The sequence below is a fragment of the Microbacterium sp. PM5 genome, from assembly GCF_003293595.1.
Classification (GTDB): domain Bacteria; phylum Actinomycetota; class Actinomycetes; order Actinomycetales; family Microbacteriaceae; genus Microbacterium.
In genome coordinates this window covers 2,095,387-2,121,288 of the sequence record NZ_CP022162.1, presented here as the reverse complement: position 1 = coordinate 2,121,288, position 25,902 = coordinate 2,095,387, and the positions used below count along the sequence as shown (strand labels likewise).

General features: G+C 67.7%; 23 protein-coding genes and 2 tRNA genes. 11 read left to right on the top strand and 14 right to left on the bottom strand.

Annotated elements, in window-relative coordinates; genetic code table 11:
* The 10 genes from CEP17_RS10300 to dnaA form a co-directional block, all read right to left on the bottom strand.
* Positions 1 to 429, bottom strand: a complete 429-nt coding sequence (locus tag CEP17_RS10300) for a YdeI/OmpD-associated family protein (RefSeq protein WP_112932165.1) — start codon at positions 427 to 429, stop codon at positions 1 to 3.
* 43 nt (positions 430 to 472) lie between these two features.
* Positions 473 to 545 (bottom strand) — tRNA-Ala (locus CEP17_RS10295).
* 10 nt (positions 546 to 555) lie between these two features.
* Positions 556 to 632 (bottom strand) — tRNA-Ile (locus tag CEP17_RS10290).
* A 69-nt stretch (positions 633 to 701) separates the two neighbouring features.
* Positions 702 to 1,103: a DUF3566 domain-containing protein gene (locus CEP17_RS10285; RefSeq protein ID WP_036319501.1), complete on the bottom strand. Its 402-nt coding sequence runs from the start codon at positions 1,101 to 1,103 to the stop codon at positions 702 to 704.
* Positions 1,100 to 3,676, bottom strand: coding sequence for a DNA gyrase subunit A (gyrA, locus tag CEP17_RS10280; RefSeq protein ID WP_112932164.1), 2,577 nt, complete (start codon positions 3,674 to 3,676; stop codon positions 1,100 to 1,102). Before gyrA ends, CEP17_RS10285 begins: the two co-directional genes overlap by 4 nt.
* Before the next feature lie 84 nt (positions 3,677 to 3,760).
* A complete protein-coding gene (gene gyrB / locus CEP17_RS10275) occupies positions 3,761 to 5,800 on the bottom strand; it encodes a DNA topoisomerase (ATP-hydrolyzing) subunit B (RefSeq protein WP_036319504.1) in 2,040 nt (679 codons plus the stop codon).
* 123 nt (positions 5,801 to 5,923) lie between these two features.
* Entirely contained in the window at positions 5,924 to 6,409 is a 486-nt protein-coding gene (locus CEP17_RS10270; protein ID WP_036319506.1) for a DciA family protein, read from the bottom strand.
* Positions 6,402 to 7,604 carry a DNA replication/repair protein RecF gene (recF, locus tag CEP17_RS10265; protein WP_112932163.1) on the bottom strand — a complete coding sequence of 401 codons (1,203 nt, stop codon included), beginning with the start codon at positions 7,602 to 7,604 and terminating at the stop codon, positions 6,402 to 6,404. Before recF ends, CEP17_RS10270 begins: the two co-directional genes overlap by 8 nt.
* A 60-nt stretch (positions 7,605 to 7,664) precedes the next feature.
* Positions 7,665 to 8,807 carry a DNA polymerase III subunit beta gene (gene dnaN / locus CEP17_RS10260; protein WP_036319509.1) on the bottom strand — a complete coding sequence of 381 codons (1,143 nt, stop codon included), beginning with the start codon at positions 8,805 to 8,807 and terminating at the stop codon, positions 7,665 to 7,667.
* 464 nt (positions 8,808 to 9,271) lie between these two features.
* Positions 9,272 to 10,690, bottom strand: a complete 1,419-nt coding sequence (dnaA, locus tag CEP17_RS10255; RefSeq protein ID WP_112932162.1) for a chromosomal replication initiator protein DnaA — start codon at positions 10,688 to 10,690, stop codon at positions 9,272 to 9,274.
* A 327-nt stretch (positions 10,691 to 11,017) separates the two neighbouring features.
* On the opposite strand from dnaA, the gene rpmH reads away from it, so the two are divergent.
* The 9 genes from rpmH (at position 11,018) to CEP17_RS10210 (ending at position 17,273) form a co-directional block, all read left to right on the top strand.
* Complete coding sequence (rpmH, locus tag CEP17_RS10250; protein WP_005054680.1) at positions 11,018 to 11,155, top strand: 50S ribosomal protein L34; 138 nt, start codon at positions 11,018 to 11,020, stop codon at positions 11,153 to 11,155.
* Between the two features lie 10 nt (positions 11,156 to 11,165).
* Complete coding sequence (rnpA, locus tag CEP17_RS10245) at positions 11,166 to 11,504, top strand: ribonuclease P protein component (protein ID WP_036319511.1); 339 nt, start codon at positions 11,166 to 11,168, stop codon at positions 11,502 to 11,504.
* Complete coding sequence (gene yidD, locus CEP17_RS10240) at positions 11,501 to 11,887, top strand: membrane protein insertion efficiency factor YidD (protein WP_231560286.1); 387 nt, start codon at positions 11,501 to 11,503, stop codon at positions 11,885 to 11,887. The genes rnpA and yidD overlap by 4 nt, the downstream gene beginning before the upstream one ends.
* 3 nt (positions 11,888 to 11,890) lie before the next feature.
* A complete protein-coding gene (gene yidC, locus CEP17_RS10235; RefSeq protein ID WP_082013772.1) occupies positions 11,891 to 13,018 on the top strand; it encodes a membrane protein insertase YidC in 1,128 nt (375 codons plus the stop codon).
* A gap of 28 nt (positions 13,019 to 13,046) precedes the next feature.
* The gene (locus CEP17_RS10230) at positions 13,047 to 13,553 is read left to right on the top strand and encodes a R3H domain-containing nucleic acid-binding protein (protein WP_036319512.1); all 507 of its coding nucleotides are present in this window, start codon (positions 13,047 to 13,049) and stop codon (positions 13,551 to 13,553) included.
* A 5-nt stretch (positions 13,554 to 13,558) separates the two neighbouring features.
* A complete protein-coding gene (gene rsmG / locus CEP17_RS10225) occupies positions 13,559 to 14,212 on the top strand; it encodes a 16S rRNA (guanine(527)-N(7))-methyltransferase RsmG (protein WP_112932161.1) in 654 nt (217 codons plus the stop codon).
* 749 nt (positions 14,213 to 14,961) lie between these two features.
* Positions 14,962 to 15,897 (top strand): ParA family protein, encoded by a 936-nt coding sequence (locus tag CEP17_RS10220; RefSeq protein ID WP_036319591.1) that lies wholly within the window; start codon positions 14,962 to 14,964, stop codon positions 15,895 to 15,897.
* Entirely contained in the window at positions 15,897 to 16,922 is a 1,026-nt protein-coding gene (locus CEP17_RS10215; protein WP_112932160.1) for a ParB/RepB/Spo0J family partition protein, read from the top strand. The genes CEP17_RS10220 and CEP17_RS10215 overlap by 1 nt, the downstream gene beginning before the upstream one ends.
* Before the next feature lie 9 nt (positions 16,923 to 16,931).
* Positions 16,932 to 17,273: a tryptophan synthase subunit alpha gene (locus CEP17_RS10210; protein ID WP_112932159.1), complete on the top strand. Its 342-nt coding sequence runs from the start codon at positions 16,932 to 16,934 to the stop codon at positions 17,271 to 17,273.
* A 57-nt stretch (positions 17,274 to 17,330) separates the two neighbouring features.
* Here CEP17_RS10210 and trxA read toward each other — a convergent pair whose 3' ends face one another.
* The 4 genes from trxA to CEP17_RS10190 form a co-directional block, all read right to left on the bottom strand.
* Positions 17,331 to 17,654 (bottom strand): thioredoxin, encoded by a 324-nt coding sequence (gene trxA / locus CEP17_RS10205; RefSeq protein ID WP_005054661.1) that lies wholly within the window; start codon positions 17,652 to 17,654, stop codon positions 17,331 to 17,333.
* Positions 17,655 to 17,752: 98 nt separating this feature from the next.
* The gene (gene trxB, locus CEP17_RS10200; protein WP_112932158.1) at positions 17,753 to 18,733 is read right to left on the bottom strand and encodes a thioredoxin-disulfide reductase; all 981 of its coding nucleotides are present in this window, start codon (positions 18,731 to 18,733) and stop codon (positions 17,753 to 17,755) included.
* 83 nt (positions 18,734 to 18,816) lie between these two features.
* Positions 18,817 to 20,427: a lipid II flippase MurJ gene (locus CEP17_RS10195; RefSeq protein ID WP_112932157.1), complete on the bottom strand. Its 1,611-nt coding sequence runs from the start codon at positions 20,425 to 20,427 to the stop codon at positions 18,817 to 18,819.
* Positions 20,420 to 22,648, bottom strand: a complete 2,229-nt coding sequence (locus CEP17_RS10190; protein WP_112932156.1) for a DUF6049 family protein — start codon at positions 22,646 to 22,648, stop codon at positions 20,420 to 20,422. The genes CEP17_RS10195 and CEP17_RS10190 overlap by 8 nt, the downstream gene beginning before the upstream one ends.
* A 156-nt stretch (positions 22,649 to 22,804) precedes the next feature.
* Here CEP17_RS10190 and CEP17_RS10185 point away from each other — a divergent pair, with 156 nt between their 5' ends.
* On the top strand, positions 22,805 to 24,379 hold the full coding sequence (locus tag CEP17_RS10185) for a methyltransferase (RefSeq protein WP_112932155.1): 1,575 nt from the start codon (positions 22,805 to 22,807) through the stop codon (positions 24,377 to 24,379).
* 39 nt (positions 24,380 to 24,418) lie between these two features.
* Positions 24,419 to 25,858 (top strand): CCA tRNA nucleotidyltransferase, encoded by a 1,440-nt coding sequence (locus tag CEP17_RS10180; protein ID WP_112932154.1) that lies wholly within the window; start codon positions 24,419 to 24,421, stop codon positions 25,856 to 25,858.
* Positions 25,859 to 25,902: the final 44 nt, after the last annotated feature.

Here is a 25,902-nt window from a genome sequence, read left to right as displayed (position 1 = left end):
TCAGGCGAGCTTCGCGACGATCGCGGCGATGCGTCGCGTGCGGGTCTCATCCGTCTTGGCCGAGACCACGTTCGTGACGTGCGCCTTGCGCGCGCTGGGAGCGAGCGCGTCGAAGCGCGCGCGGATCCCCGCATCGTCCAAGGCGACGGCGAGATCGTCCGGGACCTCGACCGTCCGCGGTGCCGTGTCGAGCTCGAGGGTGACCTCGATCGCGTCACCGCCGGCGAGGCCGGTCGCCGAGCGCTTGTCGGACGAGAACGGGATGAGGTGGCGTCCACCCATCACCGCGAGCGTGCTCGGGTAGGTGAAGCCGTTCACGGTGACCGTGACCGCTGCCCGGCTGCCACCGCCGAGGGCCTCGACGACCTCGGGGGGAACCACGATGCCGGTGTTGTTTCCCTGCTGGAAGAGCGTCGTTTCGAACCGCATGCTGCGAGTATGTCAGCGTGCGAGGCCGAGGGGAGAAAAACTGTGGAGCCTAGGAGATTCGAACTCCTGACATCCTGCTTGCAAAGCAGGCGCTCTACCAACTGAGCTAAGGCCCCGGACGGGTAGTGGTGGGGCTACCAGGACTTGAACCTGGGACCTCTTCATTATCAGTGAAGCGCTCTAACCGCCTGAGCTATAGCCCCGTCCGGAGGCGGCGTTGCCGCCGTCAACCTCCAAGACTTTACCCGACGAGCGGGCAAACAAAAAATCGGTCAGTTGGACGTGAAGCCGACGAGCAGTCCGCCGGTCACCTTGACCATCAGGTTGTAGATCCCGGCGACGACGGCGCCCAGCACCGTGATCACGATCAGGTTCAGGATGGCTACCACGGAGGAGAACGCCATGACCTGCGCCAGGTTGATCACATCGCTCAACTTGAAGTTGTCGTCGAAGGCCTTGAAGAGGTCGTCGAGCTTGCCGATCAGTCCCGTCGTGCTGAGCACCGTGTAGATCAGGAAGCTCGCCACCACAGTGACGATCGCGACGGCCACCGCGGCGAGGAAGGACAGCTTCACGGCGGACCAGAAGTCCACGTACACGAGGCGCAGACGCACCTGCTTGGCGCTGGTCTTACTGGATGACTTCTTGGCGAGCTTGTCGGCTACCGTGCTCATGCGTCGGTGTCACTTCCTTCGGGGCGCGAAGCGGGGGAGTCTTCGGCGTCGGTGGTCTCGGCCGGGTCCTGCTCCGCTCGGAGCGCTCGCTCCGAGTTCCGTGCGATTGCGAGGATGCGATCGTCGTCGTCGGGACGGGCGAAGACCACTCCCATGGTGTCGCGACCCTTCGCAGGCACCTCGGCCACGGCAGAGCGTACCACCTTGCCGCTGGCAAGAACCACCAAGACCTCGTCGTCCTCACCGACGATCAGACCGCCGGCGAGATCGCCCCGGTCCTCGTTCAGCTTGGCGACCTTGATGCCCAGTCCGCCACGTCCCTGGAGGCGGTACTGGTCGACAGCGGTGCGCTTGGCGTACCCGCCTTCGGTCACGACGAAGACGTAGGCATCGTCCTTCGCGACGGATGCCGACAGCAGCGTGTCACCCTCACGGAACGACATCCCCTTCACACCCTCGGTCGAGCGGCCCATGGGACGCAGCGACTCGTCGGTCGCGGTGAAGCGCAGCGACATGCCCTGACGGGAGATGAGGAGGATGTCGTCGGTGTCGTCGACGAGCAGCGCGCTGACGACCTCGTCGCCGTCCTCCTCATCCTGCCCGCGCAGGCGGATCGCGATGATGCCACCCTGACGATTGGTGTCGTACTCGCTGAGGAAGGTCTTCTTGATCTTGCCGTCGCGGGTCGCGAGCACGAGGTACTGGGCGACCTTGTAGTCGCGGATGTCCAGGATCTGCGCGATCTCCTCACCCGGCTGCAGTGCCAGCAGGTTCGCGACGTGCTGACCCTTCGCGTCGCGGCCGGCCTCGGGAACCTCGTACGCCTTCGACCGGTAGACGCGGCCCTTGGTGGTGAAGAAGAGCAGCCAGTGGTGCGTGGTCGTCACGAAGAAGTGCTCGACGACATCGTCGGCCCGCAGCTGGGCGCCCTTGACGCCCTTGCCGCCGCGATGCTGGGAACGATAGTTGTCGCTGCGCGTGCGCTTGATGTACCCGTCGCGGGTGACGGTGATGACCATCTCCTCTTCGGGGATGAGGTCTTCCATCGACATGTCGCCGTCGAAGCCGTGCAGGATGTGCGTGCGACGGTCGTCACCGAACTTGTCGACGATGCCGGTGAGCTCCTCGGCGATGATCGTCCGCTGGCGCGCCGGCGACACGAGGATGTCGTTGAGATCGGCGATCTGCGCCTCGAGCTCCGTCGCCTCGTCGATGATCTTCTGCCGCTCCAGCGCGGCGAGGCGACGCAGCTGCATGGCCAGGATCGCGTCGGCCTGGATGTCGTCGATCTCCAGGAGCGCCTTGAGTCCTTCGCGGGCCTCCTCGACCGTCGGCGAGCGACGGATGAGCGCGATGACCTCGTCGAGCGCGTCGAGTGCCTTCAGGTACGCACGCAGGATGTGCATGCGCTCCTCGGCCTTGCGGAGTCGGAAGGCCGTGCGACGGACGATCACCTCGACCTGGTGCTCGATCCAGTACGTGATGAACCCGTCGAGGGCGAGCGTGCGCGGCACCCCGTCGACGATCGCCAGCATGTTGGCGCCGAAGTTCTCCTGCAGCTGGGTGTGCTTGTAGAGGTTGTTCAGCACGACCTTGGCGACGGCATCCCGCTTGAGGACGATGACGAGACGCTGACCCGTGCGATCGCTCGTCTCGTCGCGGATGTCGGCGATGCCGGTGATGCGCCCGTCGCGCGCGAGATCGCGGATCTTCAGCGCGACGTTGTCGGGGTTGACCTGGTAGGGCAGCTCGGTGATCACGAGGCACGTACGGCCCTGGATCTCCTCGACGTTCACGACGGCGCGCATCGTGATCGAACCCCGACCGGTGCGCTGCGCTTCGCGGATGCCCTTGGTTCCGAGAATCTGCGCCCCGGTGGGGAAGTCCGGCCCGTGGATGCGGCTCATGAGCGCCTCGAGCAGCTCCTCGCGCGGCGCGTCCGGGTTCTCCAGCGCCCACAGCGCGCCCTCCGCGACCTCGCGGAGGTTGTGCGGCGGGATGTTGGTCGCCATGCCGACCGCGATGCCGACCGAGCCGTTGACCAGCAGGTTCGGGAAGCGCGACGGCAGCACCGTCGGCTCCTGCGTCTTGCCGTCGTAGTTCGGCTCGAAGTCGACGGTGTCCTCGTCGATGTCGCGCACCATCTCCATGGCGAGCGCGGCCATCTTCGTTTCGGTGTACCGCGGCGCGGCCGCACCTTGGTTGCCCGGGGATCCGAAGTTTCCCTGACCGTCGGCCAGCGGGTAGCGCAGCGACCACGGCTGCACGAGGCGCACGAGCGCGTCGTAGATCGCACTGTCACCGTGCGGGTGATACTGACCCATCACCTCGCCGACGACGCGCGCGCACTTGTTGAAGCTCTTGTCAGGGCGGTAGCCCCCGTCGTACATGCCGTAGATGACACGGCGGTGCACGGGCTTCAGACCGTCACGGACGTCGGGCAGGGCGCGGCCGACGATGACGCTCATCGCGTAGTCGAGATAGCTGCGCTGCATCTCGACTTGGAGGTCGACCTGGTCGATGTTGCCGTGGTTGTGGCCGGCGTTCGGGTCGGGGCGTTCTTCGTCAGTCATGTCTTCTCGTTCTCACGGGGGCCGGGGTGCGTGTGTCGCGTTTCGACTCGTCGCTGCGCTCCTCGCTCGACGAGTCGAAAGGCATCAGATGTCGAGGAAGCGGACGTCCTTGGCGTTGCGCTGGATGAAGCTGCGTCGCGACTCGACGTCCTCACCCATGAGCACCGAGAAGATCTCGTCCGCTGCGGCCGCGTCATCGATCGTCACCTGACGGAGCGTGCGGGTGTTGTGGTCCATGGTCGTCTCCCACAACTCCTTCGGGTTCATCTCTCCGAGACCCTTGTAGCGCTGGATGCCCGACTCCTTGGGAATGCGCTTGCCCCCGGCCAGACCGTCGGCAAGGAGCGCATCGCGCTCGCGGTCGCTGAACACGTACTCGTGCTCGGCATTGGTCCACTTCAGGCGATACAGCGGCGGCATGGCGAGATAGACGAAGCCGGCCTCGATGAGTCCGCGCATGTAGCGGAACAGCAGCGTCAGCAGCAGCGTCGTGATGTGCTGGCCGTCGACGTCGGCATCGGCCATCAGCACGATCTTGTGATACCGCGCCTTGGCGACGTCGAAGTCCTCGCCGATTCCGCAGCCGAACGCCGAGATGATCGCCTGGATCTCGTTGTTGCCGAGCGCACGGTCCAGTCGCGCCTTCTCGACATTGAGCACCTTGCCGCGCAGCGAGAGGATCGCCTGCGTCTCGGGGTCGCGACCGCGGACGGCCGAGCCGCCGGCCGAGTCGCCCTCGACGAGGAAGATCTCACTGATCGACGGGTCTTTGCTCGTGCAGTCCTTGAGCTTGTCGGGCATGGATGCCGACTCGAACACGCTCTTGCGGCGCGCGGTCTCGCGCGCCTTGCGTGCGGCCAGCCGTGCCGTGGCGGCATCGATGGCCTTCATGATGACGCGCTTCGCCTGGGCGGGGTTGCGGTCGAGCCAGTCGGTGAGCTGATCGCCGACGACCTTCTGCACGAACGCCTTCGCCTCGGTGTTGCCGAGCTTCGTCTTGGTCTGTCCCTCGAACTGCGGTTCCGACAGCTTCACGGAGATGACGGCGGTGAGGCCCTCGCGGATGTCCTCGCCCGTGAGGTTGTCGTCCTTCTCCTTGAGCAGGCCCTTCTCACGCGCGTACTTGTTGATGTACGTGGTCATCGCCGCGCGGAAGCCCTCTTCATGGGTGCCGCCCTCGTGCGTGTTGATCGTGTTCGCGAAGGTGAAGACGTTCTCGGTGTAGCTCGTGGTCCACTGCATGGCGAGCTCGAGCGAGATGTGGCGCTCCGTGTCCTCGGATTCGACCTCGATGATCTCGTCGTTGACGACCTCGGCCTTGCGGATCTTGTTGAGGTACTCGACGTAGTCCACCAGTCCGCGCTCGTAGTGGAAGTCGTCGAAGGGCTGCTTCTCGACGGCCTGGCCGTCCTCACCGTCGACGAGGTAGGCCGACGAGGGACGCAGATCACTCAGCGTGATGCGCAGCCCCTTGTTGAGGAACGCCGTCTGCTGGAAGCGCGTGCGCAGGGTGTCGTAGTCGAAGTCGATCGTCTCGAAGATCGACGCGTCCGGCCAGAACGTGATGGTCGTGCCGGTCTCCTCGGTCGCCTCGTCCTGGCTCAGCGGGGCCTGCGGCACACCGCCGTCGCGGAACGACTGCCGCCACACGTGTCCCTGCCGACGTACTTCGACATCCAGCCGGGTCGACAGCGCGTTGACCACCGACGAGCCGACGCCGTGCAGCCCGCCGGAGACCGCATACCCGCCGCCGCCGAACTTGCCGCCGGCGTGGAGCACGGTCAGCACGACCTCCACGGTCGACTTGCCCTCGGTCTTGTGCATGTCGACCGGAATGCCACGACCGTTGTCGACCACGCGGATCGCGCCGTCTTCGAGGATCGTGACCGTGATGGTGTCGCAGTAGCCGGCGAGTGCCTCGTCGACGGAGTTGTCGACGATCTCGTACACGAGGTGGTGGAGGCCGCGCTCACCGGTCGAGCCGATGTACATGCCGGGGCGCTTGCGCACCGCCTCGAGGCCTTCGAGCACCTGGATGGCGTCGGCCCCGTAATCGTTCTCGACCTTCTGTGACTGCTTCGGAGGAAGTTCCTGAGGAACGCTGTCGGGGGTATCGGACGTCATAGGTTTCGAGCGCTCCTGGATGGTCGATCAGAGACGTCTCATTCTACCCCCACAGGACCCTCGAAAGCCCGGAGAAGGCCCCTGTGGCGCCCTGAAATCGTTCCAGATGCCCTCGGACCCTCTTCAACCGTAGGTATCGCGAGGACCCCGCCCTGGAACGGCTCTGGGGCCCCATTTCCATGAGGGGACGTCCGGTCCCACGAATCGGACATTCTGCACCCCGGCATCCGGGAAGCGCCGCATCAGCTGCGTCACGATCTCCGCGCGCATCAGCTGCAGGTTCTTCGCCCACGCCGTCGAATCGCACTGCACGGTCAGAAGTCCGTCGGCGAGGGCGACGGGATGCGCGTGACGGGCCGTCTCCTCGCCTGCGACATCCGTCCACTGGAGGACGAGGTCTTCGCGCGCCAGCTGCGCATCCCAGCCCGACTGACGTGTGAGGTCCGAGAGCACGTCGGCGACCCCCTTGGGATCGCGGCCGGGAGCGAACGGCTGTTTGTCATCGTCGTCGACAGAGCGCTTCTTGCGCCGGCGTGCCGTGCGCGCAGACGGCTCCAGGCCGCGCAGGCGCAGATACGTGCCGATCGTCTCCGGGATCTCGTCACTCATCGTCGACCTTCGCATCCTCGTCCGCGTCGGCGGCCACGATCGTTCCCGCGACCACGCGCACCGTCCGCGCGCGCAGTGCGGCAGGCACATCCTCCTCGACGGCGGCCGTGACGACCACCTGCTCGTAGCCCTCGACGAGTGCCGCCAGGCGCGAACGGCGATCGGCGTCGAGCTCGGCGAAGACATCATCGAGAATCAGCACCGGATCGCCCAGCTGCGACTGCGCACGCAGAAGCTCTGCCGACGCGAGACGCAGGGCGAGGGCGACCGACCAGGATTCACCGTGCGATGCGTAGCCCTTCACCGGCAGGCCGCGCACCCGCAGCAGGAGATCATCGCGATGTGGACCGACCAACGTCAGCCCTCGTTCCAGCTCCGACGCGCGCACCGCGACGAGCTGCTCGCGGAAGATGCGCTGGATGTCCCCGGCACCCAGCCCCCTCACGGTCGCCGGCGAGCCGTCGACGGCCCCGATGTCGTCATCGTCGGGGTCGAGGCCGCCGATGGAGAGCATCCACTCCATCTCGGGCCGATGGTCGGCGCCGGCGATCGCGGTGTAGGCCCGCGCGACGGGACCGGCGAGATCGTCGACGAGGGCGAGTCGCGCGCGGATCACGTCGGTGCCGAGCTGGACGAGCTTGTCGTCCCAGACGTCCAAGGTGGACAGTGCATCCCCACGCACGCCACGCGCACGCGCCGACTTCAGCAGAGCGGTGCGCTGCTTGAGGACACGGTCGTAATCGGAGAGCACTCCCGCCATCCGCGGTGCGCGCTGGATGAGGAGCTGGTCGGCGAAGCGGCGGCGCGCGGAGGGATCGGACCGGACGATCTGCAGATCTTCCGGCGCGAACAGGACGACCTGGGCGTAGCGCGGAAGCTCAGACGTCTTCACCGGCGAGCCGTTGACGCGCGCCTTGTTGCTGCCCGTCCGGTTCACCTGGGCCTCGAGCATCACGCGCCGTTCACCGTACGCGAGACGCATGCGCACGATGGCGGCATCCGCGCCGTCGCGCACCATCGGAGCGTCCTGCGACACGCGATGCGACCCGAGGGTGGCGAAGAAGCCGATGGCTTCGGCGAGGTTCGTCTTGCCCTGGCCGTTGCGGCCGACGAAGACGTTGGCGCCGGCATCCAGCGTGACGTCGGCGGCCGCATAGTTGCGGAAGTCGACGAGGCTGAGCTGCTCCACGATCACCGACCCAGCCTATTCGGCGGTGCCGACTCCCGACGGTGCGCCGGGAGAGCGCAGAAGACGTCAGCGCAGCAGCAGGTTGGGCTGCAACAGGTACTTGAAGCTCTCGGGCGTCCCCGACGTCTGCGGCGTGATCAGCACGGGGCTGAGCTTGTTGGCGTTGTCGCTGGACGTGAAGGTGATCCGCGCGAACTCGCTCTTGACGGCTCCGAGGGCCTCGAGGAGGTACTGCGGGTTCAGTCCCAGCGTCACGTCCTCGCCGGTGAGGGTCGCATCGACCGACTCGGTCGCCCGGGCCTGCTCGGTGCCCGAGGCATCCATCGAGACGCCGTCCGCGGTGAACGTGAATCGCAGCGGCGCGGAGCGGTCGAGAACGAGGGCGACGCGACGGACCGCTTCGGCCAGCTCCGCCGTGTTGACGACGGCGTAGTGATCGGTCTGCTCGGGGAAGAGGCGACGCACCGGAGGGAAGTTTCCCTTGATCAGCAGCGAGGTCACCGTCTTGTTGCCCGCGGTGAAGGCGATGATCTCGCGATCGCCGGATCCGGAGAAGGAGATCTGGATGTCGCCGGAGTGCGCGAAGGTCTTTCCGACCTCGGTGAGCGTACGCGCGGGCACGAGTGCGGTCGTCGACTCGTCGCTGGCGACACCCCCGCCGTCGAACTTCACGTCGCGCAGGGCCACACGGTAGCGATCTGTCGCGACGAGGCTGAGCTCGGTGCCCGCCACCTCCAGCTGGACACCGGTGAGCACGGGGGTGACGTCGTCACGGGAGGCAGCGAAGGCCACCTGGGCGATCGCGGTGGCGAAGTCCTCCGCGGGCACGAGTCCCGACTCGCCCGAGACCTCGGGGATCGCGGGGTATTCCTGCACCGGCATCGACGCGAGGGTGAAGCGTGCGGACCCGCAGGTGAGCAGGATGCCGTCGTCCTCGCCGACCTCGATCTGGATGGGCGCGTTGGGCAGTCGGCTCGCGATCTCGGACAGCAGTCGTCCGTGGACGAGGATGGTGCCCGGATCGTCGACCGTCGCCTCGATCGTCGTGCGCGCCGACGCCTCGTAGTCGAAGGCCGCCAGCGACAGGCCGTCCTCGGATGCCTCGATCAGCACACCCGCCAAGATCGGCTGCGGGTTGCGCTGCGGCAGGAGCTTGACGACGAACGACACGGCCTCGCTGAACACATCGCGATTCACGTGGAACTTCACTGGCGCTCCCTTGACGTCGAGTAGGGCCCTCCCATGCTAGTGCCACGATCCGAACGGATTGACCCGGCATCCTTTCGCCGTGCCTCAGCCCTCGACACCGTGAGGTGATCGAATCGGATTCCTTGATGAAGTTCTCTGTCATGGTGTTAACGGCTGTGGAAACTGTGGAGAACTCGACCGATCCCTGTCGCGACAGGGAAACCACACGCGTGTAACTTGTGGGCACCCTGCGGAGAGTCGGTGGGTGAGGGCGACGATGCCCGCCCCGTCGTCCGATCGTCATCCACAGCCCACCGTCATCGACTCACAAGACTCCACGGGGATGCCGAGTTATCCACAGCCTGTCCACACTGTGCAGAACGCGTATATTGGCGCCGCCTGTGTGAGGCTGTCAAGCACGATCTGCGCGAAAAGACCCCCGGTGACGACACCGAGGGTCTTTCCGGCCCAGACGGGGCAGGTGCTCAACGTCCGACGCGGCCGAGCTGCGTCGTGATCTCGGAGACCTGGTTGTAGATGGAGCGCCGTTCCTTCATCAGCTCGCTGATCTTCTTGTACGCGTACATCACCGTGGTGTGATCTCGGTTGCCGAACAGCTGGCCGATCTTCGGGAGGGAAAGGCTCGTGCGCTCCCGGCACAGGTACATGGCGATCTGACGTGCGGTCGCGATGGACTGGGACCGACTCGACCCGTACAGGTCGTCCACCGACAGTCGGAAGTACTGGGCGGTGGCCGTGATGATGTCGGTCGGAGAGATGACGTTCGCGTCGTCGGTGTCGACGATGTCGCGCAAGACCGTCTGGGCCAGCGAGATGTCCAGCGTCGAGCGGTTCAAGCTCGCGAAGGCGGACACACGGATCAGCGCGCCCTCCAGTTCGCGGATGTTGCTCGACACCTTGGTGGCGATGTACTCGAGGACGTCGTCGGGAACGAGGAGGCGCTCGGACTGCGCCTTCTTGCGCAGGATCGCGATGCGGGTCTCGAGGTCCGGGGCCTGGACGTCGGTGATGAGGCCCCACTCGAAGCGGCTGCGCATGCGGTCTTCGAAGCCGGTGAGGTGGCGCGGTGGCACATCGCTGGTGATGACGACCTGCTTGTCGTGATCGTGGAGCGTGTTGAAGGTGTGGAAGAACGCCTCCTGCGTCTCTGCTTTTCCCTGGAGGAATTGGATGTCGTCGATCAGCAGGATGTCGACATCGCGGTAGCGAGCCTGGAACGCGGAGCCGCGGTTGTTGGCGATGGAGTTGATGAAGTCGTTGGTGAACTCTTCGCTGGAGACGTATCGCACGCGGATGCCGGTGTAGAGACTGAGCGCGTAGTCGCCGATCGCGTGCAGGAGGTGGGTCTTGCCCAGCCCCGAGTCGCCGTAGATGAAGAGGGGGTTGTAGGCCTTCGCGGGCGCTTCAGCAACGGCGACGGCCGCCGCGTGTGCGAAGCGGTTGGACTGACCAATGACGAAGTTGTCGAAGCTGTACTTCGGATTCAGGCGGGTGTCATTGCGCGAGGGTGATGCCGCCGTCTCCGCGTAGTCTTCGGCGGCCGGTCGGGCGATCGGGACCGGCGCGGACGCGGATTGAACGGGAACCGGAACCGTCAGATGCGCGTCGGCGAGCTCGGGGTTCACCACCACACGGAACGACGATGCCGCCGGCTCGGCGTCAACGCGGGCCAGAGCCTCCATGATGGGTGCCCGCAGACGCTTGTTGAGCTGAGCCGCGGTGAGGTCGTTGGGCACATCGAGGTACAGCGTGCCGCTCATGACGCCCTGGGCGACGGCGAGATTGATGAAGCCCTGCAACTGCGGAGTGACGCGCTCGTCTCCGGAGAGCTCTTCCAGCACGGCGGTCCAGACGGGGACATCTGGAGTTTCGTGCTGTGACATGTCCCCTCCGGGGGTGGGATCGGTGCGGGGCAGGGCGACATCGATGATGATCGAACCTGTGGATAACTACCGCAGTCACGGTAGTCAGCGACCCCGCGAAGAGCAAAATCCACTGTAGATCCGCCCCGCGTGTCTTCACCACACGCTATCCACAGTCGGTGGATAATGACCCGTCCGGGTGCTTCGGTTTGAGTTCTTGTGGTTCTCGACGTAGCCTTAGTCGGTTGACTTATGCCCTGGGGCGCCTTCGGACGCTCCTGGACAGTCCCTGTACCCCGTGTCCCCGGTCTAGAGCGTTCGGGTGACCGCCGATCCGGAGTGATCCTCATGAGCAAGCGCACGTTCCAGCCCAACAACCGCCGCCGCGCCAAGAAGCACGGCTTCCGCGCCCGCATGCGCACGCGTGCCGGCCGTTCGATCCTGTCGGCGCGCCGCGCCAAGGGTCGCACCGAGCTGTCCGCCTGATCCGACGAAAGTGCTGGCGCGCGGGAACCGCATCACCCGCGGGGCGGAGTACAAGACCGTCGTCCGCAGGGGTGTCCGCTGTGCCGCGCCGCACACCGTGACGTACGTCACGACCTCGACGGAGCAGCGGCCACCGCGTTTCGGCTTCATCGTCAGCAAGCAGGTGGGCGGTGCGGTCGTTCGCAACACCGTTCGTCGACGCCTGAAGGCCGTCTGCGCGCAGGCCATCGACGATGTCCGCCCGGGAGCGGACATCGTCATCCGCGCGCTGCCGAGCGCTGCCTCCGCCGACTTCGCGCAGCTGCGCGACGAGGTCACGAGATGTCTGACGCGACGGGCCGCCGCGTGAGTACGACCACCCTCCCCTCGTACTCTCTCGGCACGGGCCACCTCACGGCATCCGGTGTGCTCTCGTCCATCCCTCTCCTGCCGCGCAACGCCGGGCTTCTCGTGCTCCACGGCTATCGCGCGACGATCTCGCATCTGTACGGCGACGTCTGCAAGTACTATCCGTCGTGCTCTGCCTACGCGGTCGGAGCGGTTCAGCAGCATGGCCTCGTCAAGGGATCAGCGCTCACCGCTGCCCGCCTTGCGCGCTGTCACCCCTGGGCGCGTGGTGGAATCGATGATGTGCCCTTGCACGAGAACTTTCGACACGAGCTGACCCGGTTCGGTTTCGTCGTGCCATCCACAGGTGAGGCGTCGCCCGACGCGTCGCCGAGAAAGGACTGATCCGTGCTGGATCTTCTGTACGCCGCCGCCGCGGCGACACCGACCCCCGTCGTGCCGACGCCGACCACGCCGGCGCCGTCGTCGAGCCTCGACTTCTTCAGCACCATCATGTGGCCGTTCAAGTGGATCGTCGAGGCGATCCTGGTGTTCTGGCACTGGATCTTCACCTCGCTCGGCCTCCAGGCCGACGCCGGACTCACGTGGGTGCTCTCGATCATGGGCCTCGTGATCGTCGTCCGCAGCGCCCTCATCCCTCTCTTCGTGCGTCAGATCAAGAGTCAGCGCAAGATGATGGAAATCGCCCCTGAACTGCGAAAAGTTCAGGAGAAGTACCGAGGCAAGAAGGATCAGCTCTCCCGCGAGGCGATGAGCCGCGAGACGATGGCTCTGTACAAGAAGCACGGCACGACGCCGGTCTCGAGCTGTCTGCCGCTGCTGGTGCAGATGCCGATCCTGCTCGGCATGTTCTACACGCTCAGCGATGTGAAGAAGCACGCCGAGTGGGGTGTGGGCGGTGTGGGCCTGCTGAGCAAGGACCTCACCTGGCAGTTCTACGAGGCGAAGCTGTTCGGCGTCGCCCCCCTGCACACCAGCCTCGTCGAAGCCATCAATCAGAAGCCGGACGGCTGGGAAGCCACCGTCGCGATCCTGATCGTGCTCGTGGTGCTGATGATCGCCTCGCAGTTCATCACTCAGCTGCAGATCATCTCGAAGAACCTCTCCCCCGAGGCCAAGACCGGCCAGGCCTACCAGATGCAGCGCATCATGCTCTACATCCTGCCGTTGGCCTTCATCTTCTCCGGCATCTTCTTCCCCCTCGGCGTGGTCCTGTACTGGTTCACGTCGAACATCTGGACCATGGTTCAGCAGTTCCTCGTGATCCGAAACCTGCCGACGCCCGGCTCCGAGGCGGCCAAGGCGCGCGAAGAGCGGCTCGCGCGCAAGGGCAAGGCGATCGATGCTCAGGGGAAGATCGTGCCGTTGGAGAAGTACCAGGCCGAGCAGCAGCGTCTCTACGAAGAGGCGCAGAAGGCGAAGGCCGCAGCTCCCAAGCGTCAGCAGCCGGTGAGCAAGCAGCGCGCGAAGAAGCAGTCGCAGGCGCCGAAGAACAAGCCCACCACCGATTCCTGACCGGATCGACGATTCTCCGAGGACCCTCATGAGCACGATTTCCGAGAGCGACGCGACCGAGCGTCCCGTTGCGACCACCGAGCAGCTCGAGCAGGAAGGTGACATCGCGGCCGACTATCTCGAGGTGCTCCTCGACATCGCCGATATCGATGGCGACCTTGCTCTGGACGTTCGCGGGGGCCGCGCCTACGTGTCGGTCGAGAACGACGATGCCGAGAGCCTTCGGCTGCTTTCGGAGCCCGACACGGTACAGGCACTGCAGGAGCTCGTGCGCATCGCCGTGCAGACGAAGACCGGCCGCTTCTCGCGCCTGATCCTCGACGTCGGCGGATCCCGCGACGCGCGTCAGCGTCAGTTGGAGAAGCTCGTCGATCGCGCGATCGCCCGACTGGATGAGGGCGCGTCGCAGGCGTCGCTTCCCGCGATGACGAGTTACGAACGCAAGCTCGTGCACGACATCGTCGCCGACCGCGGCTTGATCTCGGAGTCGTACGGCGATGGCGCCGATCGTCACACGGTGATTCGTCGCGCCTGACGCCCATGGACGATGTTTCACGTGAAACAGTTGCGATGGAGTCGGAGCCGGCCTCGGCGCTCGTCATCTTCGGAGACCGCTTGCCGCTTGCGCGCCGGTTCACCGCCGCTCTTGGCGCGCACGGGGAGGAGCGCGGCCTTATCGGCCCACTCGAACCTCCTCGGTTGTGGAACCGGCATATTCTCAACTCCGCCATCGCGGCCCCGCTCTTCCCCACCGGCGGGCGCGTGGCGGACGTCGGATCCGGCGCCGGCCTTCCGGGGCTCGTGCTCGCCATCGCCAGGCCGGATGTGCAGTGGGTCCTCATCGAGCCGATGGAGCGCCGCGTCGCGTGGCTCGAGGAGCAGACGGCTGACCTCGGTCTCGACAACGTCGAGGTGGTACGCGCACGCGGCGAAGAGTGGACCGGTGGTCCGGTTCTGGATGCCGTCACCGCACGTGCCGTGAGCGCCTTGCGCACTCTGATCCCGGTGACCGCTCCCCTGCTGCGCCCGGGCGGGGAACTGGTGCTGCTCAAGGGCGCCAACGCAGAGAATGAGATCACTGCTGCGGAGAAGGCGATCCGTCGCTACAAGCTCACGGATGTGCGTGTCGAGACAGTCGGCGAAGGTGTCATCGACGAGCCGACGCGTGTTCTCCGCGCGACACGCGGCGCCTGATTCCTCGAGTCCGTCGCGGAGCATCCACCGTGGTCTGCGTGCGGGCTTGTGGCCGTTTCACGTGAAACACCCTCGTTGTCTGTCCGCCTCCACGCTGGGTGACTAACGACCAGAGGTGACGCGGTCCTCACAAGGATGGGCCGTTGAGTGCGCGACGAGTCGAAACGCAGTGTTCAATTTCCTCGACCCGCCGGCTCGCTCCACGTGGATGGCAGTCGTGACGTACCGACTGGGTGGCGCGCCCGTAGCCAACGACCTGCGCCGCAATCGTCGGTCGTTGCCCGCGCGCAAAGCCCGCTTGTTTCACGTGAAGCATCCCCGGTGATGATCTGGGTGGTGCGTTCGCTGTCTGGATGGCGCTCACCGTTTCACGTGAAACGTCACCTGTGGCGTTTCGACTCGGTGCTACGCACCTCACTCAATGACCGGGTGTCACAACGATCAGTCGTTGAGTGGGCGTGGCTAGTCGAAACCGAGCGCTCAGCTGTCGGAAGGCCGCGCGTGGTTTCACGTGGAACGCTGGGAGGAGCGCTACGACGCCGCGCGGCGGACGTCGGTCGCGGTGCGCGTAGTGCGGCAGCCGTAACTACCGGTCGTTGAGCGAGCGGAGCGAGTCGAAACGGAGCAACTGGATCTCGAGACGCGTCTCATGGTTTCACGTGAAACGGCGGGGAGGAACGGGTTCGACGTCGGTTCACGTCGGACGCCTCGACTACAGTAGAGAAGTCCCGCGAAGACAGGAGTTGATGGTGCCGGAATCGGAGAATGCGACCGCACCCGCACCCTTCTCCATCGATGACAGCCCGATCGCTCGGGAGTTGGCCGACCTGACGTCCCGCCGCAAGGCGCTGGATGCCGTCGATGTGACGTTCACGGGCGACACCCGCGTCTTCACCGTGTCGAACCAGAAGGGCGGCGTGGGAAAGACCACGACCACCGTGAACCTCGCGGCCGCTCTGGCGTCGCTCGGCGCGCGTGTGCTGGTGATCGATCTCGATCCCCAGGGAAACGCATCCACCGCACTGGGTGTGCCGCATTCCGCGGATGTCCCCAGCGTCTACGACGTGCTCATCGACGAGTTCCCCCTCGCTGACATCATCCAGGTGAGCCCGGAGTCCCCCAATCTCCTCTGCGCACCCAGCACCATTCATCTCGCCGGCGCAGAGATCGAACTCGTGTCGCAGGTGGCGCGTGAACACCGCCTCCGTACGGCGCTCGATGACTTCCTCTCGACGACCTCCGAACGTGTGGACATCGTCCTCATCGACTGTCCCCCGTCTCTGGGGCTTCTCACGATCAACGCCTTCACGGCGGCGAGCGAACTGCTGATCCCCATCCAGTGCGAGTACTACGCGCTCGAGGGTCTGAGCCAGCTCCTGGGCAGCGTCCGCATGATCCAGAAGCACCTGAACCCGCGTCTGCATCTGTCGACGATCCTTCTCACGATGTACGACGGCCGCACGCGTCTTGCTCAGCAGGTGGCCGACGAGGTGCGCCAGCATTTTCCGCAGGAGGTGCTGCGAACGGTGATCCCACGCTCGGTGCGCGTCTCGGAGGCACCGAGCTTCGGGCAGACCGTCATTGCGTATGACGGTCAGTCGGCGGGCGCTGTGTCGTATCGCGAAGCGGCGGTCGAATTGGTCCAACGCGCTCAGCGCACCCCCGCGAACGAGGAGAACTCCTGATGGCGAAACGTACCGGTCTCGGCCGCGGAATCGGCGCACTGATCCCGACCGGAGACAGCGCGGAGGCCCGTCCCGTCGACGTCTTCTTCCCCGGGGCTTCGTCTGCCGTGGCCGCGGCGACCGTCGAGTCCGCGGATCGTGCCGATGCCGGCGCGGACGTCACGGATGCCGCGGCACCGGGCAGTGGAGACACGGAACTGGTGGCGGTGCCGGGAGCCCGACTGATCACGATCGACCCGAATGACATCGTTCCCAACCCGCGGCAGCCGCGCACGAACTTCGATCCCGATGATCTTGCCGAGCTGGTCCACAGCGTCCGTGAGTTCGGGGTGCTGCAGCCGGTCGTCGTCCGTCTCAACGACGAGGGCAAGTATGAGCTGATCATGGGGGAGCGCCGCACGCGCGCCTCCCGGGAAGCCGGTCTCACGTCGATTCCCGCGATCGTGCGCGAGACCGCCGACGAGGACCTGCTGCGCGACGCGCTCCTCGAGAACCTGCATCGCTCGCAGCTGAACCCCCTCGAAGAGGCCTCGGCATATCTCCAGCTGCTCGAGGACTTCGGCATTACGCAGGAGCAGCTGGCGACGCGCATCGGTCGATCGCGACCCCAGATCAGCAACACGATCCGCCTCTTGAAGCTGCCCATGCCGGTGCAGCAGCGGGTCGCGGCGGGAGTCATCAGCGCGGGTCACGCCCGCGCAATCCTGTCCCTGGACGATGTCGACGCCATGCAGCGACTGGCCGACAAGATCATCAACGAGGATCTCTCCGTGCGGGCCGCGGAAGCGGCTGCAAAGGGTGTCGCGGATGCCGGCTCACGCCGGGTCGCACCGAAGGCGGGCGCCCGCCGTGCGCACCTCGACGACGTCGCCGAGCGCCTCGGGGACCGTCTCAACACCAAGGTGAAGATCACGCTGACGGCGCGAAAAGGCCAGATCAACATCGATTTCGCTACGGTTCAGGATCTTAACCGCATTCTCGGCGAACTCGGTGAGGACGGCTACGGTGTCGGAAGCGGCGCGTAGGCTGGAGGGGTGACCGACGACCCCTCGCTCCCGCGCCGTGCCAGCCTCGAGCTGTTGCGCGCCGAGGCGGCCGACGAGTTGTCGGTGCTCGTGGAGGAGCGCATCCGCGAGGGGGAAGACCCGTGGGACTTCATGGAAGACCTGCCCTCGGTCGACGAGCTCGTCGTGCTCACGCTGCGGGCGGAGAACATCGCCTCCGACGGCGGCAACAGGCCCACGGCGTCGCGCAACTACCGGGTGCTGCGACAGATCGCGTTGCAGTACCCGCCGCTGACGCGCGCGGTCTGGCGCCTGTTGGGAAGCGAACCGCACCGCCGCTGGGATGCGTCGGTGCGAGCCGAGGCATCCTGACGACGGTGCGGTTCAGAGGTGGCGTACCGCCCTGGGCGGACGCGCGCTGAGGATCGCTCAGCCGAGGTAGGCGGCGAGGTCCTGCTCGAGGGCGAACTTCGGCTTGGCGCCGATGATCGTCTTCTCGACCTGGCCCTTGTTGAACACCTTCATCGCGGGGATCGAGGTGATCTGGTACTCCATGGCGAGGTTGGGGTTCTCGTCGACGTTGAGCTTGAGGACCGTGATCTTCTCGCCGTTCTCCGACTGGATCTCGTCGAGGATCGGTCCGACCATGCGGCACGGACCGCACCAGGCGGCCCAGAAGTCGACCAGCACGGGTCCCTCAGCGTCGATGACGTCCTGCTGCCAGGTGCTCTCGCTCGTGGCCTTGGCGGTCATGTCTGTCTCCTTCGTTGTGAGCCGCGGTTCTTTCGGCTCCGGTGTGTCCAACACGTGGGGATGCCGGGATGTTCCCGACCCGGCCCGCGTGGCGTCGGTCAGGCGACCTGCTCGAGGCCGTCGATTTCGGCGGCATCCGCCTCGGGAGCTCCGGCATCGCCGCGGGCGGCGAGGTAGTGCTCGACGTCGAGGGCCGCGGCGGTGCCGCTGCCGGCGGCGGTGACCGCCTGGCGATAGATCGGGTCGACGACGTCGCCGGCGGCGAACACCCCGGGCACGGACGTGCGGGAGGAGCGACCGTCGACCCAGATCGTGCCGTGCTCGGTCAGTCGCAGGGAGTCGTGCACGAGATGGGTGCGCGGGTCGTTGCCGATCGCGACGAAGACACCGGTCACCGCCAGTTCGCGCTCAGTGCCGTCGACCGTATCGCGCAGCAGCAGTCCCGAGACCGCATCGCCGCCGAGGACGTCGACGACCTCGCTGTTCCACACGAACTCGATCTTCTCGTTCGCGAAGGCCCGCTCCTGCATGATCTTGGAGGCCCGCAGCTCCGAGCGACGGTGGATGACGTACACCTTCGAGGCGAACTTGGTGAGAAAGGTCGCCTCCTCCATCGCGGAGTCGCCGCCGCCGACGACGGCGATGGCCTGCTCGCGGAAGAAGAAGCCGTCACAGGTTGCGCAGTACGACACCCCGTGACCGGACAGGCGCGACTCGCCCTCGATACCGATCTTTCGCGGGGCGGAACCCGTCGCGAAGATGACGCTCTCGGCCTCGTGCTCGGCGCCGCTGCCGAGCACGATCTTCTTGACGTCGCCGGTCAGCTCGAGCTTCACGACATCGTCGTAGACGACCTCGGTGCCGAACTTCTCCGCCTGCTCCTGCATCTTCGCCATGAGGTCAGGACCCATGATGCCCTCGGGGAACCCGGGGAAATTCTCCACCTCGGTGGTGTTCATCAGCTCGCCGCCGGCCTCGACCGAGCTCGCGATCAGCAGGGGGGAGAGGTTCGCCCGCGCCGCATAGATGGCGGCGGTGAATCCGGCCGGGCCGGAACCGATGATGATGACCTGTCGCACGTGCTCTTCCCTTTCCGCACGAGCCCCTGTCGGGCTCCAGTGCGTGCAACCCATGCTAACCGCGCGGCATTCCGCGCCGCCGGTCAGCGGCCGGTGAGGCGTCGCACGAGTCGGCCCGCGATCGCGAGCTCGGGGGCGCGCAGCAGCGCCAGAGCGGCGATGTAGACGACCAGCGACGCCGCACCCACGAGGCCGCCGCCGATCGCCCCGAGCAGGCGGTCGGACACGGTCCAGCCCGCAGGTCCACCCACGAGCAGGAACACGGCCCATCCCGCGCCGAACGCGGGGACGGCGGCGACGGCGAAGCGGCCGAGCGCCCTCCACGTCGTGCGCAGAGCGGTCGTGTCGGTGTGTCGGCGCAGCAGGCGTAGCGCGACCGGCAGCTGCACGTACGTCGAGAGCGACTGCGTGAAGGCGACGGTGGCGGCGAGGAAGGCCAACGGCAGCAGTCCCGCTGCGACCGCGACCGCCGCGACTGCGGCGCCGAGGGCGGCGAGGGCGGCCTGCACGAAGGAGAAGACGAACGGCGTGCGGGTGTCCTGGAAGGCGAAGAACGCCCGGCGGATGATCAGCAGCACACCGAACGGCACCAGCGCGATGAGGTATCCGCACAGCACCCACGCCATCGGGACCGCACCGTCGGAGTCGGTCGTGAACACGCGGGAGAGTGGGACGGATGCCGCGCCGATCGCGGCCGTGAATCCGAACCCGAACAGCGCGATCGCGCGGATGGACTCGTCGAGGTTGGGAGCGACGCGATCGAGCCGCCCTGCGGCGACCTCCTCGGCGAGCCGTGTGAAGTACGTGGTCGAGATCGACATCGCGACGATCGAGTGCGGGAGCATGAAGATCAGCCACGCGTAGACCATCACGGTGACGCTCGCCTCGCCCGATGCCTGTGTGACGACGCGGGATTGCACGATTCCCGCGAGCTGTCCGACGACCACGGCGAGGAACGTCCACCACGCGAGCGTGCCGACGTGTCGGAGGCCGATGCCGCGCCATCCGAAGTCGGGTCGGATGTGCAGCCGCGTGCGCTTCCAGAACAGCAGGAGCACGAACGTCTGCATCGCGATGCCCAGCGTGGCGGTTCCGCCGAGGAGCGCGATCATGCCGGCATCCCAGTCCGCGACGGCGGTGAAGGGGCCCCCGAAGACCAGGAGGAACACGCCGAATCCAGCGATCGACACCAGGTTGTTCACGGTCGGAGCCCAGCTGTAAGGGCCGAAGACCTTCCGCGCGTTGAGAACTTCGCCGAGGAGGGCGAACAGCCCGTAGAACAGCAGCTGCGGAAGCAGCCAGTATGCGAAGGCGACGGCGAGACCCTTCTGGGTGGCGTTCCATCCATCCGTATAGAGCCAGATCAGCGCGGGCGCCAGCGCCATCATGAGTGCGGTCGCGGCGACGAGCACGACACTGCCGAGGGTCAGCAGCTTCGACACGTACCGCGAGCCGCCGTCGCTGTGCGCGGCGGCCTTCACGATCTGCGGGACGAGAATGCCGGTGATCACACCGGCGGCGAGCAGCTCGTACACGTTCGTCGGAAGCTGCGCCGCGATGCTGAAGGCGTCGGCCGCCTTGCTGCCGTAGGAGCCGATCACGGCGACGAGCACGAGCGAGCGCACCAGTCCGGTGACGCGGGAGAACAGCGTTCCCGCTCCGATGATGGCGCTCGCGCGACCGAGATTAGCCATCGACGTCCTCTGTTCGGGGGTTCTGCGCGGCGGTCGCGGCGGTGGCGGTGCGCCGGCGGCGCATCTTTCGCACCGTGCGAACGATGCCGAGCACGAGCATCGCGCCGATGAGCACCGACATGACGGTGATACCGACCGACTCCCACTCGGCGCGCACCGACACCGCGACGCGCACCCGGGCTCCGATCTCCACACCGGCCGAGCTGCGCAGCTGCAGGTCGAGAGTCGACTCGCCGCTGCCCACGCGCGCCTGCACGGGAACCTGCACGCGTGTGCTCTGGGCGGCGCCCACGGACACGTCCGCCGTCTTCTGCACGATCAGGCGCGGGTCGTTGGGGGCGGCGGTCAGCATCAGTGTGACCGGCCACGGCAGGTCGTTGCGCACCGAGAAGGTGAGCGGCGCCGACGAGGCCAGCAGCGTGATGTCGCTGGGGGGCACGATCGCCACGGAACCCAGGGTCGTGCTCGTCGCATCGCGATGGTCAGACAGTGCACTGGCGAACTGATCGGGTGCCGCACGCCACACGTTGCCCAGGAGCTGCAGGATCTCCGCCCGGTCGGGCGCGGTCAGAAGCGTCGGATCGGCGAGCACGGTGGCGAACGCGGCGACGCGGTTCTCCTGGTCGAGCAGATCGCGGAGGGCATCGACGCGCGTCGGATCCGCCGCGTCGCCTCCGGTGACGGAGACCGCCGTCGCCGAAGCCGCCAGCAGCGCATCCAGATCCCAGGCTGTGCGCCCGGCCAGGGAGGATGCCGCGGCGATCGCGGCCCGCAGGCCGGTCGCCGACCGTCCGGTCGCCCGGTCGACGACGACGAGCAGCGGCGCGGAGGAGGCGGCACCCCGTGTCGCGACGCTCGCGTAGGCGGAGGCGGCCGCGAGACCGGCACCCTGGTGTACAGGGTCGGAGGCGAGCGAGGCGGTGCGCAGCGCGCGGGAGGCACCGTCGTCGTAGGCGAGGATGCCGGCGCCCGCGGCATCCGCTCGTGCCCCGACGGCACCGCTGAGAGCACTCGTGCCCACGAGCGTGATCGCCGCGGGCTCGGTCGAGCCGGAGGCGCCCCGCGCGCTCTGGAGTGCGGCGACGACACCCGCGGTGGCCGAGCCCGTCGCGGGCCAGAAAACGTTGGCGCGCGCCGTGCCGATGTCGAGCAGTTGGTCGAGGGTGGGCAGCGTGCGCCCGTCGGGCGCGGGGGTCGCTGCGGGGCTTGCGCCGGCGGCCACGGCGGGGGAGGTGAAGTTCCGCGCCGACATGAAGGGATCGAGGCTGGAGACACGCAGAGGCGCGGGAAGACCGGCGGCGATCTGCGTGGCGAGGTCGGCATCACCGAACTGCAGAGCGAAGCGGGAGTTGGGCAGAGCCAGCAGGTCGGCGAGCCATTGCCGCGCCGATGCCGGTGCGGACGAGCCCAGGACGCGGATGGCCGCGGGGATCGCAGGGTCGACGGCGAGGATCGCCGGCGTACCGGTCACGGCGTTCAGTTGCGTGCGCAGGGCTCCGTCGTCGGCGGTGAGCGCTTTCAGGTCGTCCGCGCTGAGCAGGCCGGTGGTGGTCGGCGGAGCGGTGATCGGTACGACGACGCCGACACCGCTCGCGGCGGACGCGGCATCGGGCACGGTCAGCACGCTGTGCGCGACGAGCGGCTGTGTGCCGGTGGTCGGGGAGGAGTACGCGGCGCTCAGCGGGTAGACCCCGGGGGCGAGCGCGCCCAGCGCGCCGAGATCGACCGCCGCTGTCGCCGTCGCGGTCCCGCGCGCGACGACGGCGGTGACCGGTACGGAGGCGACGGTCGAGTCGGCGACCGTCTGGGCGTCGAGCCAGCTCGTCACCTCGGCGCTGGTGGCCAGCGGCGATCGGCTCAGCGCGATGGTCACCGTTCCGCTCGCCGCCGGGGCGTCGCCGGTGTTGGAGACGGCGACCGCGACGGAGACGACCGTCGTGCTGACCACGCCGTTGCCGGCCGGGGCGACGACGACCGACAGGTTTGCGGCATCCGCGGCGTCGGTGGCGCTCGGAGTTGCGGAGGGCTCCGGGGGACCGGTCGCGGCATCCGCGGGGGCCGGCGCGGGGGCGGCGACGATCGCGAGCGCCATCCCGGTCGACGCTGCGAGCAGCACGGCGGCTCGCAGCCCTCGCCGCGCCGCGCCGATGATCGTGCGACGACGACGGCCGCGCACTCCGTCGGGAGGTCGGCGCGCGGCGGCGGGGAAAGACACAGTCATAGCGGGAATCGGCTCCTGTGCGATGCCTGACCGCACGATCAGCTGTGATTCTAGGGTCCTCGTGCTGTGGGCAGCCCGTGACCGGCCGCGATCGCCGCGATCCGTCGCCTCGCCGAGTGCGGCGTCCCGCACCGGCGTGCGTGAGGATGGGATGCTGTGGAGCCCACCGTGAACCCCGACCCCGCGCTCATCAGCGCCTTGCGCCGCGACCTCGCCGCCGCCGGCTACCGCGCCGACGCCGTCAGATCGCTGTGGGGCCCGGTCGCCGACACCGCTGTCGGCCACGGGCTGCACGGACCGGCTCTGGCGGCCCTGGCACTGCGCAGTGACGCGCTCGCCGCCCTCGCGCGCCTGCTGTACCTCGGGGTGGCGACCGACCGTGCTGCCGTCGCGCGCGCCCTGCCGATGCTCGGAGCACAGGGGCTGGTCGACCTCGGCTTCGCGCGGATCGACGGGGACGTCGTCGTGCCCGCCGTTCTCGTGCGTCCCCAGGACGTCGCGGGCCCTCCCGACGACGCCGAATGGTGGATCGCCAGCGACCTCGACGAGGCCGCGCTCGGGGGGCCGCTGCCCACGGGCCACGTCCTCGGCGTCGGGGGTGCCTCCCTCACCCTCGCCGGGCTGCAGCTGACCACGCCCGCCCGGCGGGTTCTCGACGTCGGCACGGGCTGCGGCATCCAGGCCCTGCGCGCCCACCTCGCCCTGCGCACTCAGCCCGCCCCGCCTACGGGAGCGTCGACGGACGCCGAGACGGCGATCGTCGCGACGGACGTCTCGCCGCGCGCCCTTGTGTTCACCCGCATCAACGCGCTGCTCAACGAGGTGGAGGGCGTCGACACCCGTCGCGGCAGCCTCTTCGAACCCGTCGCAGGCGAGCAGTTCGATCGCGTCGTCTCGAACCCGCCGTTCGTCATCACCCCGCGCGTCGCGGGCGTGCCGGAGTACGAGTACCGCGATGCCGGGTACGCCGGCGACGATCTCGTCGCAGCCTTCGTGTCGGAGGTCGGCGCGGTGCTCGCGCCGGGCGGCACCGCGCAGCTGCTGGGCAACTGGGAGTACCGCGCGGGGAAGGACGGTCTGCAGCGCGTCCGCGAATGGGTCGCCGCCTCGCCGGTGCCGCTGGAGGCCTGGGTGATCGAGCGGGAACGTCTCGACCCCCTGGCGTACGCCGAGCTGTGGGTTCGCGACGGCGGCACGGCACCGGGGACGCCCGGCTACGCGGCGCTGGTCGATGCGTGGCTCGCCGACTTCGCCGCACGGGAGGTCGACGCGGTCGGTTTCGGCTACCTGGTGCTCCGGCGCCCGGCATCCGCCGTCGCGGCGCTCGCCCGATACGAGCGCGTCACGCACCCGTTGCCCGACGATCGCGCCCTCGGCGTGCACCTGGGGGCGGCGCTCGCCGCCTTCGACACGCTCGAGCAGCTCGATGACGCGGCGCTCGCCGCCGCACGCCCGATCGTGGCCGACGACGTCACCGAGGCGCGTCACCATCTGCCGGGCGCGGAAGCTCCGAGCGTCATCGAACTGCGACAGGGCGGTGGTCTCGCGCGCACCGTCGAGGTCGACCCCGCCCTCGCCGCTCTCGTCGGCGCCTCGGACGGCGAGCTCACGGTCGGTCAGCTCTCCGACGCGATCGCGCAGCTGCTCGAGGTGGATGCCGCCGCGCTGCGCGCCGACCTGCTGCCGCGGGTGCGCGAACTCGTCTTCATCGGGATGCTGCGCCTGGCGTGACCCCGGGGGCGACGAGGGTGCGCCGGTAGGCTGGAAACCATGCTCAACATGGCCGAAGGCCTCGACCGGCTCGGGTCGCTCGCGACCTCGCCGATCATGGCGACCCTCGGTGCCGCCTTCGCCCAGGCCGGGTTCGAACTGGCGATCGTCGGCGGTCCGGTACGCGACGCGCTGCTGGGACGTCCGACCCACGATCTCGATCTCACGACCAACGCCCGCCCCGACGACATCCTGCGGATCGTCAAGCCCCTCGCGACCGCGACGTGGGACATCGGACGGGCGTTCGGCACCATCGGTGCGAAGATTCCCGGCCCGTCCGGCACCTCCGAGCAGGTCGAGATCACCACCTACCGTGCCGACAGCTACGACGGGCTCACCCGCAAGCCCACCGTCGCGTTCGGCGACCGCCTCGAGGACGATCTCGCCCGCCGCGACTTCACCGTCGGCGCCATGGCGCTGCGTCTGCCTGTTCCCGCCCTGGTCGACCCGACCGGCGGCGTCGAAGATCTCCTCGCCGGCGCGCTGCGCACTCCGGGCGACCCCGACGTCAGCTTCGGCGACGATCCCCTCCGCATGCTGCGCGCCGCCCGGTTCGCGAGCCAGCTCGAGTTCGAGGTCGCGCCGGCCACTCTCGAGGCCATGGAGCGCCTGCGCTCGACGATCGCGATCGTGAGCCCCGAGCGTGTGCAGGCCGAACTCGTGAAGCTCCTCGCCACCGACGATCCCGTGCGCGGCATCCGCATCCTCGTCGAGACGGGACTGATGGGCGAGATCCTGCCCGAGGTACCCGCGCTGCGCCTCGAGGTGGACGAGCACCACCATCACAAAGACGTCTACGAGCACTCCCTCACCGTGCTGCGCCAGGCGATCGAGCTCGAGCACGCGCGCCATCCCGGCGCCGCCCCCGACACCACGCTGCGCCTGGCCGCCCTGCTGCACGACATCGGCAAGCCCGCGACCCGTCGCCTGGAGCCCGGCGGCGGGGTGAGCTTCCACCACCACGACGTCAAGGGCGCTCGCCTGGCCCGCAAGCGCCTGCAGGCGCTGCGCTTCGACGGCGACACCATCGCCGCGGTCACGCAGCTCATCGAGCAGCACCTGCGCTTCTTCGGTTATGCCGAGGGCGCCTGGACCGATTCGGCGGTGCGGCGCTATGTGCGGGATGCCGGTGACCAGCTCGAACGGCTCCACATCCTCACCCGCGCCGACGTGACCACCCGAAACGCGAAGAAGGCGACGCGCCTGCGCCGCGCGTACGACGACATCGAGTGGCGCATCGACGAGCTCGCATCGCAGGAGGAGCTCGCCGCCATCCGCCCCGAGATCGACGGCAACCGGATCCAGGAGATCCTCGGCATCCCGCCCGGACGCGAGGTCGGTGAGGCGTATCGCTTCCTGCTCGAGGTGCGCCTGGACGAGGGCCCGATCGGCGCGGATGCCGCCGAGCAGCGCCTGCGCGCCTGGTGGTCCGCTCGCTGACCCCTCTCTCCCCCCGCCGAGCCGCCACGTTCGTGCCGAGCCGA

Coding starts and splice junctions, on each gene's coding strand:
- CEP17_RS10300 (WP_112932165.1), bottom strand. CDS start 429: ATGCGGTTCGAAACGACGCTCTTCCAGCAGGGAAACAACACCGGCATC.
- CEP17_RS10285 (WP_036319501.1), bottom strand. CDS start 1,103: ATGAGCACGGTAGCCGACAAGCTCGCCAAGAAGTCATCCAGTAAGACC.
- gyrA (WP_112932164.1), bottom strand. CDS start 3,676: ATGACTGACGAAGAACGCCCCGACCCGAACGCCGGCCACAACCACGGC.
- gyrB (WP_036319504.1), bottom strand. CDS start 5,800: ATGACGTCCGATACCCCCGACAGCGTTCCTCAGGAACTTCCTCCGAAG.
- CEP17_RS10270 (WP_036319506.1), bottom strand. CDS start 6,409: ATGAGTGACGAGATCCCGGAGACGATCGGCACGTATCTGCGCCTGCGC.
- dnaA (WP_112932162.1), bottom strand. CDS start 10,690: ATGTCACAGCACGAAACTCCAGATGTCCCCGTCTGGACCGCCGTGCTG.
- rpmH (WP_005054680.1), top strand. CDS start 11,018: ATGAGCAAGCGCACGTTCCAGCCCAACAACCGCCGCCGCGCCAAGAAG.
- CEP17_RS10230 (WP_036319512.1), top strand. CDS start 13,047: ATGAGCACGATTTCCGAGAGCGACGCGACCGAGCGTCCCGTTGCGACC.
- rsmG (WP_112932161.1), top strand. CDS start 13,559: ATGGACGATGTTTCACGTGAAACAGTTGCGATGGAGTCGGAGCCGGCC.
- CEP17_RS10215 (WP_112932160.1), top strand. CDS start 15,897: ATGGCGAAACGTACCGGTCTCGGCCGCGGAATCGGCGCACTGATCCCG.
- trxA (WP_005054661.1), bottom strand. CDS start 17,654: ATGACCGCCAAGGCCACGAGCGAGAGCACCTGGCAGCAGGACGTCATC.
- CEP17_RS10195 (WP_112932157.1), bottom strand. CDS start 20,427: ATGGCTAATCTCGGTCGCGCGAGCGCCATCATCGGAGCGGGAACGCTG.
- CEP17_RS10190 (WP_112932156.1), bottom strand. CDS start 22,648: ATGACTGTGTCTTTCCCCGCCGCCGCGCGCCGACCTCCCGACGGAGTG.
- CEP17_RS10180 (WP_112932154.1), top strand. CDS start 24,419: ATGCTCAACATGGCCGAAGGCCTCGACCGGCTCGGGTCGCTCGCGACC.